This is a genomic window from Thalassobacillus sp. B23F22_16, assembly GCF_043496955.1.
In the GTDB taxonomy this organism is placed as follows: Bacteria; Bacillota; Bacilli; order Bacillales; family Halobacillaceae; genus Thalassobacillus; species Thalassobacillus devorans_A.
This window is the reverse complement of sequence record NZ_JBIEKD010000018.1, coordinates 1-16,836: the sequence shown is the minus strand read 5'-3', so window position 1 is coordinate 16,836 and position 16,836 is coordinate 1. Positions and strand designations below refer to the sequence as shown.

Genomic DNA, 16,836 nt, shown 5'->3' with positions numbered 1-16,836 from the left:
AAACGTTTGCCTAAACTAATCCAGAGGTGATGGAAAATGAAACAGATTTGCAGAATTGATGAATGGAAAGTGTTCGAGGACAAGCTGCACCCTGAGGATAACCGGCTGGCTGAAAGTCTCATGAGTATTGGAAATGGTCAGATGGGAATGCGTGGTAATTTTGAAGAAACCTATTCCGGTGATACCCACCAAGGCACCTATGTCGGTGGGGTCTATTACCCGGATAAGACCCGGGTCGGCTGGTGGAAAAATGGCTACCCGGAGTATTTCGCTAAAGTTTTGAATGCACCAAACGTGACCGGTATCCGTGTGTTTCTTGATGGAGAAGAATTGGACTTGCATACGTGGAAAGTACACGATTTTAAACGCGAATTGAACATGAAACATGGCTATCTGTATCGTGAATTCGATGTAACAAGCCCGGAGGGTAAGCATTTGAAGGGAAAGGTCACTCGTTTCTTTTCTATCGTGACCACCTCTACTATAGCCATTAAGTATGAAGTGGCCTCTGAAGACTTTGATGGCAAAATTACCTTTCAGCCATACATGGATGGCGATGTCCGCAATGAAGATGCTAACTATGACGAGGATTTCTGGATGCCCGCCCACCATGAAGCAAATAAAGAAATTGCTGCATTGACCATGCGTACACGAAAAACGGAATTTGATGTGTCTGCTGCGATGAAAGCTCAGCTGGTTGGTCAGGAAACTCAAATGGAAGAGTTTACAAATGGAGAAGAATATGTCGACCAAAAGCTTTCAGCTAATATCAAGTCCGGTGGAAAAGTGACGTTTTACAAGTACATCGCTGTCACCTCAAGCCGCCACTTTGAAAAAGAGGTGCTTGCAGATGAAGCGAAACAGCAAGTAGAAAATGCGGCTAAAGAAGGGTTCACTACTCTGTTCAAACAGCAAATGGACGCCTGGGAACGCCGCTGGAATCATGCGGATGTAACGGTAGGCGGGGATGCATCTGCCCAGCAGGGAATCCGGTTTAATATTTTCCAGTTATATAATACGTACACAGGCGAAGATGCCCTGTTGAATATTGGTCCTAAAGGGTTTACCGGGGAAAAGTATGGAGGAAGTACGTATTGGGATACAGAGGCCTACTGCCTGCCCTTTTACCTGGGAACAGCAGATGCTGAAGTTTCACGGAATCTATTAATCTATCGTTATCGTCATCTGGAAAAAGCGAAAGATAATGCCGCTAAGCTTGGCATGGAAGGTGCGCTCTACCCAATGGTTACGATGAACGGGGAAGAGTCACACAATGAATGGGAAATCACCTTCGAGGAAATTCACCGTAACGGTGCTATCGCTCATGCCATCTGGAACTACGTCAACTACACCGGTGATACATCCTACTTGCCGGAATACGGATTTGAAGTGCTTGCGGAAATCAGCCGCTATTGGGCAAGCCGGGTCAACTACAATCCTCGTAAAGGAAAGTATATGATTCTCGGTGTTACCGGACCGAATGAATATGAAAACAACGTCAACAATAACTGGCATACGAACCGGATGGCAGCCTGGACACTTGAGTACACATTATCTGTGGCATTGTTCTTAGAGCGCAATCATCAGAAGCGGTTCGTCGAGTTGAAAAATCACTTAGGCCTTACTAACGACGATTTTGAGCATTGGAAAGATATCATTGAGCACATGTATTATCCGGTCGATAAGCAGCTTGGTGTGTATTTGCAGCAGGATGGTTTCCTTGATAAAGACCTGATACACGTAAATGACCTTGATGAAAAGCATTTACCGCTTAATCAGAATTGGTCATGGGATCGTATTCTGCGCTCCTGCTTCATCAAACAGGCAGATGTCCTGCAAAGCATGTACTTTTTGAATCATAGCTTTCCGTTGGATGAGAAGAAACGCAACTTCGATTTCTATGAGCCGATGACGGTCCATGAATCATCGTTGTCACCGTGTGTCCATTCGATTATCGCAGCGGAAATCGGATACGAGGAAAAAGCATATGAAATGTATTTGAGGACGGCGAGACTGGATCTGGATAACTACAACAACGACACAGAAGACGGGCTGCACATCACAAGCATGGCAGGATCGTGGCTATCCATCGTCCATGGGTTCGCAGGCATGCGTGTTGTAAAAGGGGAATTACATTTCAAACCGTTTATTCCGAAAGCCTGGGATAACTATACCTTCAAAATCAATTTCCGAGGTCACTTGATCAAGGTGAGCGTCGACCACCAGCAAGTGGTGATCACCCAGGAAGAAGGCAACGACTTCAGCCTATTGGTCCATGATGAAGAAATGCAATTACCAACCAGCGGTAAAGTAATAGTCAGGCAGAATAATAAGTAGTTCCGTTAAATAATTACTTCACTTAATTTAAAACAAAAAGAGGTTCTCCCATCTAGATTGAAATTTAGATGGGAGAACCTCTTTTTGTTTCGAAGTCTCCCAGTTGCCCAACCATCCCGTTCAAAGAATGGAAGAAATGAATCCTTAGCATAGATAAAGATGTCTTCCACGATTCTAAAAATATGGGACGATGATGCATGTTATAAGCACAAGGGAAACAACATATCTCGAAACTGAGTCTTCAGTTCTATATAAATACTTATTCAAGATATAGCTTTGGTTTTGGATAATCTGGGTTACTTTTTCTACACGAATAGTTAGATTCCGCGCTGGTCTCATCCCGAAGAAGTGAACTGCAGCTTTGATCGAAATCAAAAGGAATAGATTGTTCGTAAGGCGGTGGCGCGATATTAGCACCTCTACTGCTTCTATAAGGGGTATCCACAGTCCCTCCACCACGTCCGTGATCCTTTTCCAACTGTTCTACCACAATACGCCCGATCTGTCTTCCTAACCTAAGCCCCTGCTCGTTATCCACAGGGAAATGTACTAATGCGTAAAGACGAGACTTTGCATCCTCTTCTGCAAGTTCACGCAGCCTTCTTCTTTCTCCAGGAAAAAAGTAACTTAGAATCGTTTCGGCTGCCCCTGATACGGTGGCATGCCCCGAAGGATAAGATGGATGCTTCGGTGTACATATGACAGTGGCCAGCTGGTCATCCAGTTGATTCGGACGTGGTACCAGCCATTTATATTTTAAATACCATGTAACTACTAGCGCATCATTGATACCAGCAAACAATGCCCCCAGGATTCTTCCTGCACGTGGAGCCTCTACCGCATAGGTGTCTATCAAGCGATCAACGATTGGTGCCCATTGTTTAGAAGGTGGCCCTGATCCCCAGTATCTAGCTACGATTTCTTCTTTTTCTGTCAGGTTTTTTGCTACGCGTTGAACTATTTTCAATTGATCATACCAATCAATTGTACTAGGATGAAGAATTTCAAACTCCACAGGCTTTCCATCAAGTGTTTCAAATTTACCGGAGTGGCTCCGTTTCAGAAAGTAGGTATTCCAGGTCCCAGCGGAAGGCTCTATACCTCCTCCTGGCGGCTGTTTTTCTCCTGCATAAGGAAGATCCGTCCAAAGTGGATATGGCATTATATTTGCCATAATATCACTCCTTTTTTATTCATCTTATGCCAGCAGAAATTATGAGTATAGGCTGGGAGTAAATGGAGTAATAATCTGGTGAAAACGGAGGAAGATTGTACTAAATCAGGAGTATCGGTGGTCGTATTATTTCCTATTGTCCTTAAGCATGTACAACCGCGCTGTAGAACTGACAAGCGCCTCCAAGTCAGCAGTTTTTCTCAATTTCCTGCCTGTTGTAACCATGGTTGGTGCCTACTTTTGGCTGGGTGAATCGATTACTCCAATGCAAATAGTCGGGGCGCTCGTTGTTATTGGCGGGGTCATCCTGACTACTCAGTTCGGTAAATCGCAAAAAGAGTTGGAGCAGGGGATCGATTTGGAAAATTAAAGCCAGCAGTTTTTCAATGAGTTATAATAAACGTAAAGGGTTCAGGGCGGAGGAATTACTAGTGAAAATCACTTCTCATACACATGTTGATGAACAACTGGCAAAAGAGATACGCAGATTAGAAAATAATATAAAAGAGTATGATGGAATAAATAATGAAATGTATATTGCCGATAATCTGAACTTCGATGCCTCCTTGCCATGGGTCTTTACGATGCATAATGGAGAAGAGCTAATTTCGGTAGTTACAGCGTTCATACCTTCCAAAAAAGAAATAGAGCTGATGGGCATCACTCATCCGGGACATAGAAGAAACGGATATTTTTCTATTTTGGAAAAGCAGGTCTATGAAACCTGGGACAAACATAACATTCCATCACTGCTTTATGTCTTGAATGAAGATTCCCATTCTGGCAAGGCGGTGGCAGCAAAGAGGGAAGCTGTTTATCAATATACCGAGTTCCAAATGGAGTATACAGCTGACGATCTTGAAAAAGGGACATGTAACTTGGAGATCCTGCGTGCGGGAGAGAATGATTAAGAAATACTAGCTGAGATTCAGGAGCGGGCATTCGGTCTGCCTCGGGAAGATGCCCGTACTTTCATTAATCTGGCTTTGAACAAATCGAACCATCACCTGTTCATTGGCTATTTGAATAATGCACCTGTTACGATGGGGGCGGCAGCCGTCTCGGAAGAAGCTGTCTCCGTTTATGGTGTCTGCGTGCTTCCTGAACATCAAGGCTTTGGCTATGGACGGGAGCTGATGGTTCATCTGGTTAAAGCATCGGAACAGTTGTCTGATCAAAAAATAACCCTGGAAGTCGATAGTAAAAACGAACGTGCTTACCAGTTATATCGCAACCTTGGTTTTGTTGCGACCACCTCCACAGGGTATTACAGAAAATCATTAATTTAGCTTCTTGAAGGGTCCGTTTCCCTGTCCACCTCTCACCTCTCGCGGTAACGGACCCATGTAGCTTTAAATTGAGGCTTCAACTAACTAATTGGAGCTTACTGCAAGTTTTACTAGTCCTGATCGGTGGTACGGTGCTTTCGTTTGCGCAGAAGCCACCAGATAAGCGGAATGGCGAGCAATACAAGGATGGGGGAGTAACCGATCAGTGCCACGACTATCCAGGAAGCCGCTTGTGTCAGACCATTCAGTGACTGGACAAATGCCTGCTTCGTTTTCTCCCACGTATTTAAGTCCTGGTCCTTCAAATCGGGAACGTTTACTTTTGTTTCAGTTATGGACAGGCTCACGGTAGAATAGTCGCTTTGATTTTCCAGGTAGTTCATTTTTCCCTTGATGGTTTCGATTTCTTCCTGCACACGCTCCAAGTCTTGTGAAATCTCAATCAAATCTTCCGTCTTTTCGGCATCATCCATAAACGTGAGCAGTCGCTCTTCTATTTTTTCTTTTGCTTTCAGGCGTGATTCCAAATCGACGTATTCTTCGGTCACATCCCGTCCGGAGATATTACGGGAATCAATATTGTCACTGTAACTGCCAAGATCATCGATAAAAGGGCGGAAGTTTTCCTGCGGTACGCGAATTCTGATATTGGCGCTCCGCTGTCCTTGTTCCATCTTGTGTACGTTAGCCTCGATAATATAAGCTTCTTGCTTGTCGATATGACTTTCCAGCTGCTCATAAAATGAGTCATAATCTCTTGTGCGGAGAGAGACGTCTGCATGGTAGACCATCATTTGCTCCTGTACATTTCCGATTACATTGTTAGTATCTGAAGTCATATCTCCTTCAGATAGACTGTCATTTTTTTGAGCGGTATCTGGCATAGAGCTATCTTCTTCTGTAGCCATATCCATTCCTTCATTGGATTCGCTTCTGTCTTCACTATTGCTGCATGCTCCCAGTATAAGGAACACCCCAATTGCTATTCCAATTATTTTTTTCATCACATCGCCCCCTTTAACAGGTTAGTCGCTCAATGTAACAAAAATGTTACAAAAAAATGCAGGCTCTCTTTTCAGAAAGCCTGCGGTGGGTATACTCTTATACTAATTGCGTTTCTTTTTTAATTCCATTGGCGATGGAATAGGTTTTCCAGCCGCCATCGAGGTTACGTGCGTCAAACCCGTTGAGTCGAAGCAGTTTGGTTGCCAGGTAACCACGCAGGCCGACTTGGCAATTTACATGGATTGGTTTGTCTTTAGGCAGCTCTTCCATCCGGTGGCGCAGATCGTGTAATGGAATATTGATTGCCCCTGGTATGAAGCCTTGTTCGAGTTCGTTTGCATCCCGGACGTCCAGTACAACATCGCCCTGGCTTACTTTTTCGTCGATTTCATCCCAGTGGGTGATTTCAACTGCACCATCGATAATGTTCTCTGCAACATACCCAAGCATGTTGACCGGGTCTTTTGCAGAAGAGAATGGAGGTGCATAAGCAAGCTCTAAGTCTGGCAAGTCATGGACAGTCAAATCACCTTTGATAGCCGTTGCAAGTACGTCAATCCGTTTGTCTACACCATCTTTTCCAACGATTTGGGCACCGTAGATTTTGCCGTTTTCAGGGTTGAACAGCATTTTCATTGCTAGTGATTCAGCTCCCGGATAGTATCCGGCATGGGAAGCAGGATGGATATGAATCGCTTCATACTTCCAGCCAAGATTCTTCAGACGCTTCTCGTTAACACCAGTGGCAGCAACTGTATAGTCGAATACTTTCACAATAGAAGTACCCAATGTACCAGGATAAGCTTCTTTTCGGCCATAGATGTTGTTCGCTACGATTCGGCCCTGGCGATTAGCAGGCCAGGCAAGTGGCACCATCACTGGTTCCTTGGTAATATAGTCTTGAACTTCGATTGCATCACCGATCGCATAGATGGATGGATCGCTTGTTTGCATATACTCGTTGACGACGATACCCCCGCGGGCACCAAGTTCCAACCCTGCATCATGGGCGAGTGTGCTTTCTGGTTGTACCCCGATGGAAAGGACGACCATATCCGTATCGATCATCTTGCCGCTTTCAAGAGCGACAATGTCCCCTTTATTGACAGATGCAATACCATCGCCAAGGATCAATTCCACGCCTTTTTCACGAAGGTGTTCATGGACGATAGCTGCCATTTCCGGGTCGAGTGGTGCCATGACTTGCGGTCCTTTTTCCACAACAGTTACATTAGCACCACGATCAGCAAGGTTCTCGGCCATTTCAAGACCAATGAACCCTCCACCGATAACTGTTACGTGCTTCGGCTGTTTTTCATCAACATATGCTTTAATACGGTCTGTATCCGGAATGTTTCTTAATGTAAAATAGGTGCTTTCTTTCAATCCAGGAAGTGGGGGCACGATCGGCTTGGCTCCTGGAGATAAAATTAAGTCATCATAGCTTTGCTGGTAAACTTCTCCTGTTTTCAAATCTTTGATTTCAATTTGTTTTTCTTCACGATTAATTTTTTGAACTTCTGCAGAAGTGCGAATATCCATATTAAAGCGGGCTTCCATACGATCGACCGTCTGAACAAGCAGCTTACTTCGTTCTTCAATAGTTCCTCCGATATAGTATGGCAAGCCGCAGTTTGCGAATGAAATATATTCTCCTCGCTCAATTAAGATGATTTGGCTTTCCTCATCTAATCTTCTCAATCTGGCAGCGGCTGTAGCACCACCAGCAACTCCTCCAACAATTACAATCTTTTTAGACATTTTATTTTCCTCCCTAACCATTGTATTAATACCCCTGACCGTATGATATAACGGGGAGGGGGTAATTACAACAGGTAAACAAGCAGTTAATGTTACAAATTTGTGAATGGGTGAACATTGGAAGGTTTTCGGTAAAATTGAAGAAGTTGGGCATGAATATAAAGATGATTAGAAAACTTGCTCATCTCCAAGTCCTTATGGCGAAAGTCTGGCTATTTTTTAATAATGTTAAACTTTCTTAAAGCATAAAAAAGCTGCCTCCTTCTTGGAAGAGGCAGCATGGAAATACATGAGGAGATGAAAAATCATTTATAAGGTTTGTTGAGAAAGAAAAGAGCGATGGTACCCGGGCCCGCATGGGCGCCGATCACGGAGCCAACCATCTCGATATGGATTTGTTTGGTGCCAAATTCGTCACGGATCATCATGGCCAATTGCTCCGCGTTTTCCAGATCATCACCGTGGCTGATGGCAATTGGCTGGTTGGCAAGGTCTTCTCCACGTTCTTTCATGACTTCCACCATTCGCTTCAAGACTTTCTTAGAGCCGCGGATTTTTTCCAGTGGGATGAGTTTGCCATCTTCTACATGAAGCAACGGCTTAATTTTCAAGAGTGTCCCGACAAAAGCTGCTGTCTTGCTGACGCGCCCGCCACGATATAAATATTCTAAGTCATCGACCGTGAAAATGTGTTCCATATGTTCGGCATGATAGGTGCAAGTATCAAGGATTTCCTGTACCGTTGCACCTTCTGCAGCCAGTTCAGCGGCACGCAGTACGACAAGACCGTAACCTAAAGAAGCACATTTGGTATCGACAACATGCAGCTCAAAATCAGGGTATTCTGTTTTCACTTCATCTTCCATCATTTTTGCTGTCTGATATGTACCGGATAATTCGGAAGAGAAAGCGAAATAAATGCATGGCTGACCAGTCTCCGCATAGCGTGTGAAAACTTCCTGGAAGGTCTGTGGGGAGACTTGAGAGGTTTTTGGTGCAGCCCCGTCCCGCATTGCGTCATACACTTTCTTCGGGGTGATGGTCTTACCATCAAGATATTCCTCTTCATTCAACGTTACTTTCAGTGGTACCATTTCAATGTTATAGCGTTCGAAATGGTCGTGGGACAAATCACTTGCCGAATCAGCAATGATTTTAACATCCATTAACATTCACCTTCTTATAATAAGGAATAAATTAAGCTTGTTTGTTTCAAGTTTATGACTATAATAGGAAACTGTCAAAACATTTCGCATAGATAGCGGGTATTTTGTGATTATTTTTTCCTAGAGTGGGGAACTGAGAATTGGTGCTTGATTTTCGCGGAACGTGGTGATAAAAAAAGAATAGCGCTTTTTTGTACTTATAGTATATTTAACTATTATAAAAGGTTAAAAGTGCATGGAATACGAAGGCTTTTGTTGTAAGAGTTGGCGGCAAGCCTGATCATTTTAATTAGATGAGTGTTTGAAAGGAGGCCCTTATGTTTTCATTTGAATTAAAGCGAATTATTGTTGTTATATTCGGCGCTATCTTAAACGCATTTGCCCTGAACTTATTCTTGATCGAAGCGAATGTCTACGCAAGCGGTTTTACAGGTGTCGCTCAGCTGACAGCAAGTGTGTTAGGTGATTTCCTGGGGATACCAGGGGTAAGTACAGGTTTGCTGCTGTTCTTACTGAATATTCCGGTAGCTATCCTTGGGTGGTATAAAGTAGGGAAAGGATTTACGATCTACAGTGCATTGTCAGTTGCTTTCACTACGATTGCACTTGGTATTGTACCCGTCAGACAGCTTTCTGAGGACATTATCCTGAATGCTGTTTTCGGCGGGGTGCTTGGGGGCGCCGGTGTCGGGCTGACATTGAAATGGGGTGCTTCCACTGGCGGGCTTGATATCGTAGCGATGGTATTATCACGAATGAAAGACCGTCCGATCGGAATTTATTTTCTTATATTAAACAGTGTCATCATTGCCATGGCCGGGATTTTGTATGAACCGGAAAACGCTTTGTATACCTTGTTGACGTTATATGTGACAACGCGTGTCATCGACGCCATCCATACCCGTCACGAGAAACTTACAGCCATGATTATTACTACCAAGGCTGCAGAGCTGGAAAAAGCGATCCATTCCAAAATGGTACGAGGCATCACCACTTTGCCGGCTCGTGGGGCGTTTACCCAGCAGGATAAAAATATGCTTGTGATGGTCATTACCCGCTATGAACTATATGACCTGCAAGGCATCATTAATGAAGTCGATCCACAGGCGTTCACGAATATCGTACAAACTACAGGGATATTCGGATTTTTCCGAAAAGACGACAAATAATGTAACTTTTGGAAAGGTGGAACGTCTATATAGATGAACGGATATAAATAAAGGATGTGACGGTATATGAAACGGGGATGGATGCTTTTTTTCGGGTTGATGGTACTGATTTTTTCAGCAGCCTGTGGAGCAGATGATAACCAAGGGGATTCTGGGAATGAAGGAGCCGAAGAAACCATGAAAGAGGAAGAAACAAATAGTGAAAATGAAGAGGAGAGCCATGATGTAATCAAGAAAGCGGTCAATGACCTTGCGTTGCATTCCGAAATCAAACCGGAAAATAACAAGGTGCACTTCCAGTTTTCTTTAGAAAACCAGGGAGACGAAGCTTATGAACTTGGTTTCACTTCCGGTCAAAAGTATGAAATTGTCGTTAAAAATGATGCTGATGAAGAAGTATACCGCTTTTCTGAAGGTCAGATGTTCACTCAGGCCCTGGAAACGAAAACTTTAGAGCCTGGGGACAGTTTAAGTTTTGAAGAAGTATGGTTGGATGGAGTAGAACCTGGTGACTATAATGCTGCAATTTCGATTGAAGCCAATTCGGTTAACAGCCAGACACTCGAGTCGAAACCATTCCAAGTGTCAAAAGCTTTTATTGTGGAAGGTGACAATCCTTCTACCCAGGGAGATGACGCTTCTGAAGCTCCAGCAGAAGGGGAGGCGTTCCGAAACATTGAAGTTTCAGGGGAGAATGGTTCTTATGTCATTACTGGAGAAGCGAAAGTATTTGAAGGTTCGTTTATATACAATGTCGAAGACGGGCATAATATGTTGATTGAAAACACGACACATGAAGTCGGTGAAGCAGCTCCGTCCTGGTCATCCTTCGAGCTTGAATTAGACATGACAGAAGACCAATTGCCGGAATATGGGACGCTTACCTTAACATTATTTGAAATCGATCCGAAGAGTGGCAACCCTGCTAACGTAAACTATATTCCACTAGAGCAGTTCTAAGGATGAATGTTATACTAAATACATCTATACAGCACACCAAAAAGCTTAGAGACTAAAACACCTCTAAGCTTTTAATATTTTAATAATACTCATTTCGTTATCTATTCAGAGGTAAAAAAGAGTATAAAATCCGTTAGGATTTTATACTCGATTAGTGATGACTTTAGTAGTTATGCTTTTCAAATACCTCTTCGATTTTTGGTGTCACGTTGTCCCATTCTGCATCGAACTTCTTATTGACGGTAATGAAATTCTGGAAACCGAAAACGTTATCCACGCCTTCCACTTCCATTAAATCGTTCAATATTTCATGTTCACTTGTCTGACCCGCCATGACAGATACACTTCCGTCACCGCTGAAAATCATGGAATCGGTTGTGAATTTCATTGCATTCGGATTCGGTGTTGCTTCTACTTTTACACTCATCATTAAAAACCTCCTCAATACATCTGCTCTTATTTTATCAAAAATCTACGGTTTCACAAAAGATTCTCTTTTACCCGAGTTAACACTATAATAGGAATGGTAAAATAAGTTACATATGGAATCAGGTACGAAAGGGAGAGGATCATGTACCGGAACGGATTATGGGTAGGAACTACGGCCGGTCTCGCCATTGGAATTTTCCTCTGGATAGTGGAGAAAGCGACCGGTGTTAAAGTGTATACATTATTAATGAATGTCGATTTCATACCATGGATCGGTAAGTTTGACTGGCCTGTCTATGTCGAATGGCTTTTCCATTTGATTATTTCCTGGGGAATAGGGATGGTTTTTGTCTTTTTATTGCGAAATTCCATGATAGATAGTCATTCCCATCAATGGTCACTGGCATTGACTCTGGCAACCCTGGCAGGCCTGACTTATTTCCCTCTTACTGCATTAGCGGTCAAGGAAACACCGGCTATTGACAGCATTTCCGCAATTTTTTTCTGGTCTGCCGGTCATGGATTATACGCAGTTGTCATGAAGCTGACCTATCGGGACAGCTGATATTCATGTTTGAAACAGGCGCCTGAGTGAAACATGAAATATGCAAAGAATTTTTGTAGACAAGGAGCGGATAGAATGAAGGTACTTGTAGCTGGAGCGAACGGGCATACTGGTCGATTACTCGTACAGTATTTGGATGCTGCCGGACATGAGGCGTATGCCATGGTACGAAAAGAAGAGCAGAAAGAGGACATGGAAGGATTGGGAGGAATCCCGGTTCTTGCTGATCTAGAGAGTGACGTCGGGCATGCTGTGAAAGGAAAGGACGCTGTGATTTTTGCGGCAGGTTCCGGATCAAGCACACCACCCGAAAAAACGAAAGATGTGGATCGTGATGGCGCGATCAACCTGATCAAAGAGACCGAAAAGCTTGGCAGAGCACCAAAGTTCATTATGCTAAGCGCAATGAAAGCGGACAATCCGGAAGAAGGACCGGAGAAATTGGAGTATTATTTGAAAATGAAAGGGGAAGCGGACGAATACTTACGCAGCACGGAGCTTGATTACACGATTGTTCGTCCGGGAGCCTTGACTCATGAAGAGGGCACGAGCAAAATCAAAGTAGGAAAATCTGTTGATCGCGGGTCTGTAGCACGTGCAGATGTTGCGAAGACAATGATTGCCTGCCTGGAAGAGGCTAATGCTTACCGTAAAACATTTGAAATGGTAGAAGGCGATACGCAGATCGAAGACGCGTTGAAAACATTAGAATAAACACGACAAAAGGCTGACCCAGGTGACTGGATCAGCCTTCTTTTGTTGCGGGTGATAAATTACAGCTCGTTATGGCGTCGTAACTGCTCTTCAAGCTGCTGAAGCTGCTGCTTTTCTTCAGGAGTACTATCAGCATAAGCGGACTGAATGGCCTGTTGAGCCGCCTGCTTTTCCTGCTCGTTGAATTGGCCGCGACCTGCGTTGGTGATACGGTTGACGGCATTTTTAGCAGTCTGCATTAGGTTGTTGCCGCCCTGGTTGGCTGCATTCATGGCATTCTGCATCATATTATTATTATTTTGCTTGTTGTCCATCCTAAAAACCTCCTACAGTATGACGGTCAGCTTCTTCACGTTTTCGTTCGACGTCTGAAAAGCGTTCCCGATAAGGAAACCGTTCATCATGCTTCTTCACAGCATCTGAACCCTGTTGTACAAATCGTTTGGATTTGTTGTTCTTTGCCATAACAAGACCCTCCCGAATTAAAAAAGCCTGAACGTTTTTTTCAAAACGCTCAAGCTTATTATGGCTCGTATAGGTTTTCTTATACCTCGACAAAATATGGGTTAGATGGCTTTTGTGTTCAATTTTAAATAATCTTCCAGGAAGCTGCCGATGCCATCTTCCATGTTCGAATGGGTGACGTGTTTGGCAATGCTTTTCAATTCATCAATTCCATTCTTCATCGCAACGCCCACACCGGCATAATCAATCATTTCTAAATCGTTGTCCTCATCCCCGAAGGCAATGATCCGGTCTTTCGGGATATGATAATAGCGACTTATTTTATCTAGACCGACCGCTTTGTTCAATCCTTTACGGACGATTTCAATAACATGGTAAGGTGCTCCCCATTTTCGATGTTCAATCATTTCGGCATGATTATCTTCCAGCCCTTGACGCAAGGATGGAATCTGATGTTCATGGGGATAAATAAGTAACGAAGTAGGGTCTTCTTTCAGTTGATGTTTTAAGTTTCCTACAGTTACTGGGTTTGTATCCCCGGTCGCATGGAAAAGTTCCATGACTTCCTCATCATGCTGATCCAGATAGACATCATCCTTGATCTCGGCCAGCAGGTTTCTTACTTCCAGCTCATAGCAGTCATGGATAATGCTTTTTGCTGTCCGGATCGGAAGCGGGGAGTGGAGCGCATCCCATTGATGGTCTTTCGGATGGTGGATTAACGCCCCGTTGAAATTTACCATCGGAGTACCCAGGCCGAGTTCATGATAGTAGTCGATGCTGGCCCGATGCGGCCTTCCGGTAGCGATGACGACTACGTGGCCTTCCTCTTTCGCTTTCAGTACCGCCCGTTTAGTTCGGTCACTGATTGTTTTTTCATCGGTCAGTAATGTACCGTCTAAGTCCAATGCAATCAAATGCTGTTGTTTACTCATATCTTTTCACCTCGTTGTTCTATAGTGTATCGGTTTTCCTTTGATTTGGAAAGTGATACTGCTTTCAAAATCTGTATACCCATGTTACGATTTGATTATATGATGGCAATATTAGGATGATTTTAAAATTGCGTAAAGTTTTTGAAAAGAAGGGACAAAGAGATATGGTAACGGTCTATCGAGAATTTATTGAAGAAATCCCGGTATTAGTAATTGTTGAAGCTGAAAAATACAACCAGCCGCTTCCAGTAGTTACATACTTCCATGGTTTTACTTCTGCAAAAGAACATAACCTTGCGCAAGCTTATCTGTTAGCACGGAAAGGTTTCCGTGTCCTGCTTCCAGACAGCATGTATCACGGCGAAAGAGAAGTAGATCAAACGCAGGAAGAACTCCAATTCAAATTCTGGGACATTGTCCTGGCCAATCTGGACGAATTAAAAACGATTAAAACTGCAATCGATGAAAAAGGATGGACGAAAGGGAAACGGTTCGTCGTAGCTGGAACAAGCATGGGCGGAGTAACAACAGCGGCGGCGTTGACGCAATTTCCTTGGGTGGATGGTGCTGCCGTTATGATGGGCTCACCAAAACCAGTAGAATTTGCGGAAAAGATGCTGGCGGATGTCCGTAATATGGGCGTCGAAATGCCGATCACTGCTGAACAGGTTGACGAACTGATGAGTTCTTTAGCCGAGATTGATCTTTCCAGGCAAATGGAAAAACTTCATGGCCGGCCGATTTTCTTCTGGCATGGAGATGCTGACCCTGTCGTACCATTTGAACATTCCTATGATTTCTATAATGAAGCGATCCAGCATTATAAAAATCCGGAAAATATCCGGTTTTTACGGGAGATTGGAAAAGATCATAAAGTTACCCGGTTCGCAATTTTGGAAATGGTCGATTGGATGGATCATCAATTTAATCAAGAATAAGTGATAGGAATCATTTTAATCCCAGTGGAATTTTGTTTATAATAGGAATGAACATTCAGGAAGGGGGAAAGATTCGTGGATAAAGCATTAGAAGAAAATCTTATGGGCGCACTTGAAAACGTCATTGACCCTGAACTTGGGATAGATATCGTCAATCTTGGACTTGTATATGGTGTAGATGTAGACGAGAATAACACATGCACAGTGACCATGACATTGACAGCGATGGGCTGCCCATTAGCTGGAGTCATTGAACAGGATGTAAGACGCGCACTTGCCGATATTCCAGAAGTAGAGGAAGTCAACGTAAATATTGTATGGAATCCTCCTTGGACAAAGGACAAGATGAGTCGCTACGCGAAAATCGCACTAGGAATTCCAGATTGATTACTTCTTGAGAGGCTCTGCCAACAACGGCAGAGCCTTTTGACTACCCAGGATATTTAAAGAATCTGTCACAGCTTTATTTGAAAAAAAGCTTTACAATATACATAGAGTGGAGGGAAGCTTATGCCGGACTCACAATCTTTTCCGATCATTCAAGTGATCGGTTTTAAAAACAGCGGGAAAACGACGATGATGAATCGCCTGATTCGTTATGCTTCGGAACAGGGGCTAAGAACAGCGTCATTAAAACATCATGGGCATTCGGATAATTTAGAGCCGATGCATGCAGGAACGGATAGTTTTCAGCATCAGGAATCCGGGGCATTTTTGACTGGTGTAGAAGGAGGCGGCTCCTTACAGCTTGAATTCGGAAAAGGTTTGGACGTTTCCCTCAAGCAGCTCATTAACATTTATGAGAACTTTTCACCGAATTTGCTGTTAATCGAAGGGTACAAGCGGGAAGTATATCCAAAAATCCTGATGGCCCGAACAAAAGAAGATTTCGAACTGGTTCATCAGATTGCCAATATCCGTGCTGTCGTCTGCTGGGAGAAAGATATGGAGCCATCTGTTGATGTACCGGTATTTTATATCGAAACGATTGAAGAGCATTTGGGTGAATTGATATATTTGTGCAAAGAGGTGTAAGTCGTGAGCAATAAGTTTTGGATTTCAGAAGAGGCCTTGGATATACAAGAAGTTGTCGATCTCGTCACTAGAAGAGAAGCAGGTGCTATTAATACATTCATTGGAACGGTCCGTGAATTCACCAAAGGGAAGCGAACGCTATTATTAGAGTATCAGGCGTATGTACCGATGGCAGAAAAGAAGCTAGCCCAAATCGGTGAAGAGATCAAAGAAAAATGGCCGGACGCTGACACAGCAATCGCACACCGGATCGGCCGGCTGGATATTACGGATATTGCCGTCGTCATTGCGGTATCCACGCCACATCGTGCCGACTCCTATGACGCGAGTCGCTACGCGATCGAGCGCATTAAAGAAATCGTGCCCATTTGGAAAAAAGAGCACTGGGAAAACGGTGAAGAGTGGATCGGTGATCAGAAAGAACAAAAAGCTTATCCGAAAGGACAACCAGACGAGGAGGATCTGACATGAATAAAATTCTGTTGTTTGCAGGACTGCAGGAAAAAGCAGGGAAAGCAGAATTGCAGCTGGAGGCGGTCAATAAAAGCATCGCAGAAGTGAAGGGAATGCTGAAAGACAGCTATCAGCTGGACGAAATCGATACGTCGATGGCAGCCGTCAATGAGGAGTATGCTAATGGTGACTTTGTCGTAAAAGAAGGAGACACGATTGCCTTTATCCCGCCGGTCAGCGGGGGATGATTTCCTTCACGTTAAGAGAGACAATTCCTTTGTAAGAGAGACAAATCGTTCTATATATGCGCTGTATTGGAATTCTGTCAATAAAGTGGACAAAAATAGATCACTCAGCGGGCCACTTTTTCTTCCGCGTGTTTTCTTCCGAAACACTTGGATGCCTCCGCATAAAGGGAAGGATACCAAAACCGATCCTACC

22 protein-coding genes are annotated in these 16,836 nt (G+C 43.8%); 13 read left to right on the top strand and 9 right to left on the bottom strand.

All coding sequences use genetic code 11. The features are described from left to right. The first annotated feature begins 36 nt into the window (after positions 1–36). Positions 37–2,337 carry a glycoside hydrolase family 65 protein gene (locus ACGTNI_RS14095; RefSeq protein ID WP_394463440.1) on the top strand — a complete coding sequence of 767 codons (2,301 nt, stop codon included), beginning with the start codon at positions 37–39 and terminating at the stop codon, positions 2,335–2,337. Between the two features lie 259 nt (positions 2,338–2,596). Here the strand turns inward: ACGTNI_RS14095 and ACGTNI_RS14090 are convergent, their stop codons facing one another. Continuing rightward, a complete protein-coding gene (locus ACGTNI_RS14090; RefSeq protein ID WP_394463438.1) occupies positions 2,597–3,511 on the bottom strand; it encodes a vanadium-dependent haloperoxidase in 915 nt (304 codons plus the stop codon). 136 nt (positions 3,512–3,647) lie between these two features. Between ACGTNI_RS14090 and ACGTNI_RS14085 the strand changes: the two genes are divergently transcribed. Genes ACGTNI_RS14085 through ACGTNI_RS14075 form a run of 3 tightly spaced genes read left to right on the top strand, consistent with a single transcriptional unit; the run spans position 3,648 to position 4,800 of the window. Further along, positions 3,648–3,881: an EamA family transporter gene (locus ACGTNI_RS14085; protein WP_394463436.1), complete on the top strand. Its 234-nt coding sequence runs from the start codon at positions 3,648–3,650 to the stop codon at positions 3,879–3,881. Positions 3,882–3,897: 16 nt separating this feature from the next. Beyond that, entirely contained in the window at positions 3,898–4,422 is a 525-nt protein-coding gene (locus tag ACGTNI_RS14080; protein ID WP_394463434.1) for a GNAT family protein, read from the top strand. Positions 4,423–4,425: 3 nt separating this feature from the next. Beyond that, positions 4,426–4,800, top strand: a complete 375-nt coding sequence (locus ACGTNI_RS14075) for a GNAT family N-acetyltransferase (RefSeq protein WP_394463500.1) — start codon at positions 4,426–4,428, stop codon at positions 4,798–4,800. A 110-nt stretch (positions 4,801–4,910) separates the two neighbouring features. Here the strand turns inward: ACGTNI_RS14075 and ACGTNI_RS14070 are convergent, their stop codons facing one another. From ACGTNI_RS14070 to fakB, 3 genes are all read right to left on the bottom strand, one after another. Then, the gene (locus ACGTNI_RS14070; RefSeq protein WP_394463433.1) at positions 4,911–5,804 is read right to left on the bottom strand and encodes a DUF4349 domain-containing protein; all 894 of its coding nucleotides are present in this window, start codon (positions 5,802–5,804) and stop codon (positions 4,911–4,913) included. 97 nt (positions 5,805–5,901) lie between these two features. After that, positions 5,902–7,566, bottom strand: a complete 1,665-nt coding sequence (locus ACGTNI_RS14065; RefSeq protein WP_394463431.1) for a CoA-disulfide reductase — start codon at positions 7,564–7,566, stop codon at positions 5,902–5,904. 305 nt (positions 7,567–7,871) lie between these two features. Further along, positions 7,872–8,732: a DegV family protein gene (fakB, locus tag ACGTNI_RS14060; RefSeq protein ID WP_394463429.1), complete on the bottom strand. Its 861-nt coding sequence runs from the start codon at positions 8,730–8,732 to the stop codon at positions 7,872–7,874. 317 nt (positions 8,733–9,049) lie between these two features. On the opposite strand from fakB, the gene ACGTNI_RS14055 reads away from it, so the two are divergent. Next, positions 9,050–9,901, top strand: a complete 852-nt coding sequence (locus tag ACGTNI_RS14055; RefSeq protein WP_394463427.1) for a YitT family protein — start codon at positions 9,050–9,052, stop codon at positions 9,899–9,901. 66 nt (positions 9,902–9,967) lie between these two features. Beyond that, the gene (locus ACGTNI_RS14050) at positions 9,968–10,861 is read left to right on the top strand and encodes a BsuPI-related putative proteinase inhibitor (RefSeq protein ID WP_394463425.1); all 894 of its coding nucleotides are present in this window, start codon (positions 9,968–9,970) and stop codon (positions 10,859–10,861) included. A 163-nt stretch (positions 10,862–11,024) separates the two neighbouring features. Here ACGTNI_RS14050 and ACGTNI_RS14045 read toward each other — a convergent pair whose 3' ends face one another. After that, on the bottom strand, positions 11,025–11,288 hold the full coding sequence (locus ACGTNI_RS14045) for a NifU N-terminal domain-containing protein (protein WP_394463423.1): 264 nt from the start codon (positions 11,286–11,288) through the stop codon (positions 11,025–11,027). Between the two features lie 144 nt (positions 11,289–11,432). Between ACGTNI_RS14045 and ACGTNI_RS14040 the strand changes: the two genes are divergently transcribed. Together ACGTNI_RS14040 and ACGTNI_RS14035 are read left to right on the top strand one after the other, a co-directional pair. Next, entirely contained in the window at positions 11,433–11,855 is a 423-nt protein-coding gene (locus ACGTNI_RS14040) for a hypothetical protein (protein WP_085506944.1), read from the top strand. A 75-nt stretch (positions 11,856–11,930) separates the two neighbouring features. Then, positions 11,931–12,569 (top strand): SDR family oxidoreductase, encoded by a 639-nt coding sequence (locus tag ACGTNI_RS14035; RefSeq protein ID WP_085506945.1) that lies wholly within the window; start codon positions 11,931–11,933, stop codon positions 12,567–12,569. A gap of 59 nt (positions 12,570–12,628) precedes the next feature. On the opposite strand, the gene ACGTNI_RS14030 is transcribed toward ACGTNI_RS14035, so the two are convergent. The 3 genes from ACGTNI_RS14030 to ACGTNI_RS14020 form a co-directional block, all read right to left on the bottom strand. Then, the gene (locus ACGTNI_RS14030) at positions 12,629–12,883 is read right to left on the bottom strand and encodes a DUF3813 family protein (protein ID WP_369668755.1); all 255 of its coding nucleotides are present in this window, start codon (positions 12,881–12,883) and stop codon (positions 12,629–12,631) included. A 1-nt stretch (position 12,884) separates the two neighbouring features. Then, the gene (locus ACGTNI_RS14025) at positions 12,885–13,034 is read right to left on the bottom strand and encodes a hypothetical protein (protein WP_166761337.1); all 150 of its coding nucleotides are present in this window, start codon (positions 13,032–13,034) and stop codon (positions 12,885–12,887) included. A 101-nt stretch (positions 13,035–13,135) separates the two neighbouring features. Further along, positions 13,136–13,969, bottom strand: a complete 834-nt coding sequence (locus ACGTNI_RS14020; RefSeq protein WP_085506946.1) for a Cof-type HAD-IIB family hydrolase — start codon at positions 13,967–13,969, stop codon at positions 13,136–13,138. A gap of 128 nt (positions 13,970–14,097) precedes the next feature. On the opposite strand from ACGTNI_RS14020, the gene ACGTNI_RS14015 reads away from it, so the two are divergent. The 5 genes from ACGTNI_RS14015 to moaD all read left to right on the top strand — a co-directional run bounded on the left by ACGTNI_RS14015 (position 14,098) and on the right by moaD (position 16,643). Then, positions 14,098–14,907, top strand: a complete 810-nt coding sequence (locus ACGTNI_RS14015) for a prolyl oligopeptidase family serine peptidase (RefSeq protein WP_394463420.1) — start codon at positions 14,098–14,100, stop codon at positions 14,905–14,907. 75 nt (positions 14,908–14,982) lie between these two features. Beyond that, positions 14,983–15,294 (top strand): metal-sulfur cluster assembly factor, encoded by a 312-nt coding sequence (locus ACGTNI_RS14010; protein ID WP_062444343.1) that lies wholly within the window; start codon positions 14,983–14,985, stop codon positions 15,292–15,294. A 123-nt stretch (positions 15,295–15,417) separates the two neighbouring features. Continuing rightward, the gene (gene mobB / locus ACGTNI_RS14005; RefSeq protein ID WP_394463418.1) at positions 15,418–15,942 is read left to right on the top strand and encodes a molybdopterin-guanine dinucleotide biosynthesis protein B; all 525 of its coding nucleotides are present in this window, start codon (positions 15,418–15,420) and stop codon (positions 15,940–15,942) included. Positions 15,943–15,945: 3 nt separating this feature from the next. Further along, positions 15,946–16,413: a molybdenum cofactor biosynthesis protein MoaE gene (locus tag ACGTNI_RS14000; protein ID WP_394463416.1), complete on the top strand. Its 468-nt coding sequence runs from the start codon at positions 15,946–15,948 to the stop codon at positions 16,411–16,413. Then, a complete protein-coding gene (gene moaD, locus ACGTNI_RS13995) occupies positions 16,410–16,643 on the top strand; it encodes a molybdopterin converting factor subunit 1 (protein WP_085506949.1) in 234 nt (77 codons plus the stop codon). The genes ACGTNI_RS14000 and moaD overlap by 4 nt, the downstream gene beginning before the upstream one ends. Positions 16,644–16,649: 6 nt before the next feature. Here moaD and ACGTNI_RS13990 read toward each other — a convergent pair. Further along, a partial coding sequence (locus ACGTNI_RS13990; protein WP_394463414.1) for a hypothetical protein occupies positions 16,650–16,836 on the bottom strand: 187 nt, incomplete at its 5' end.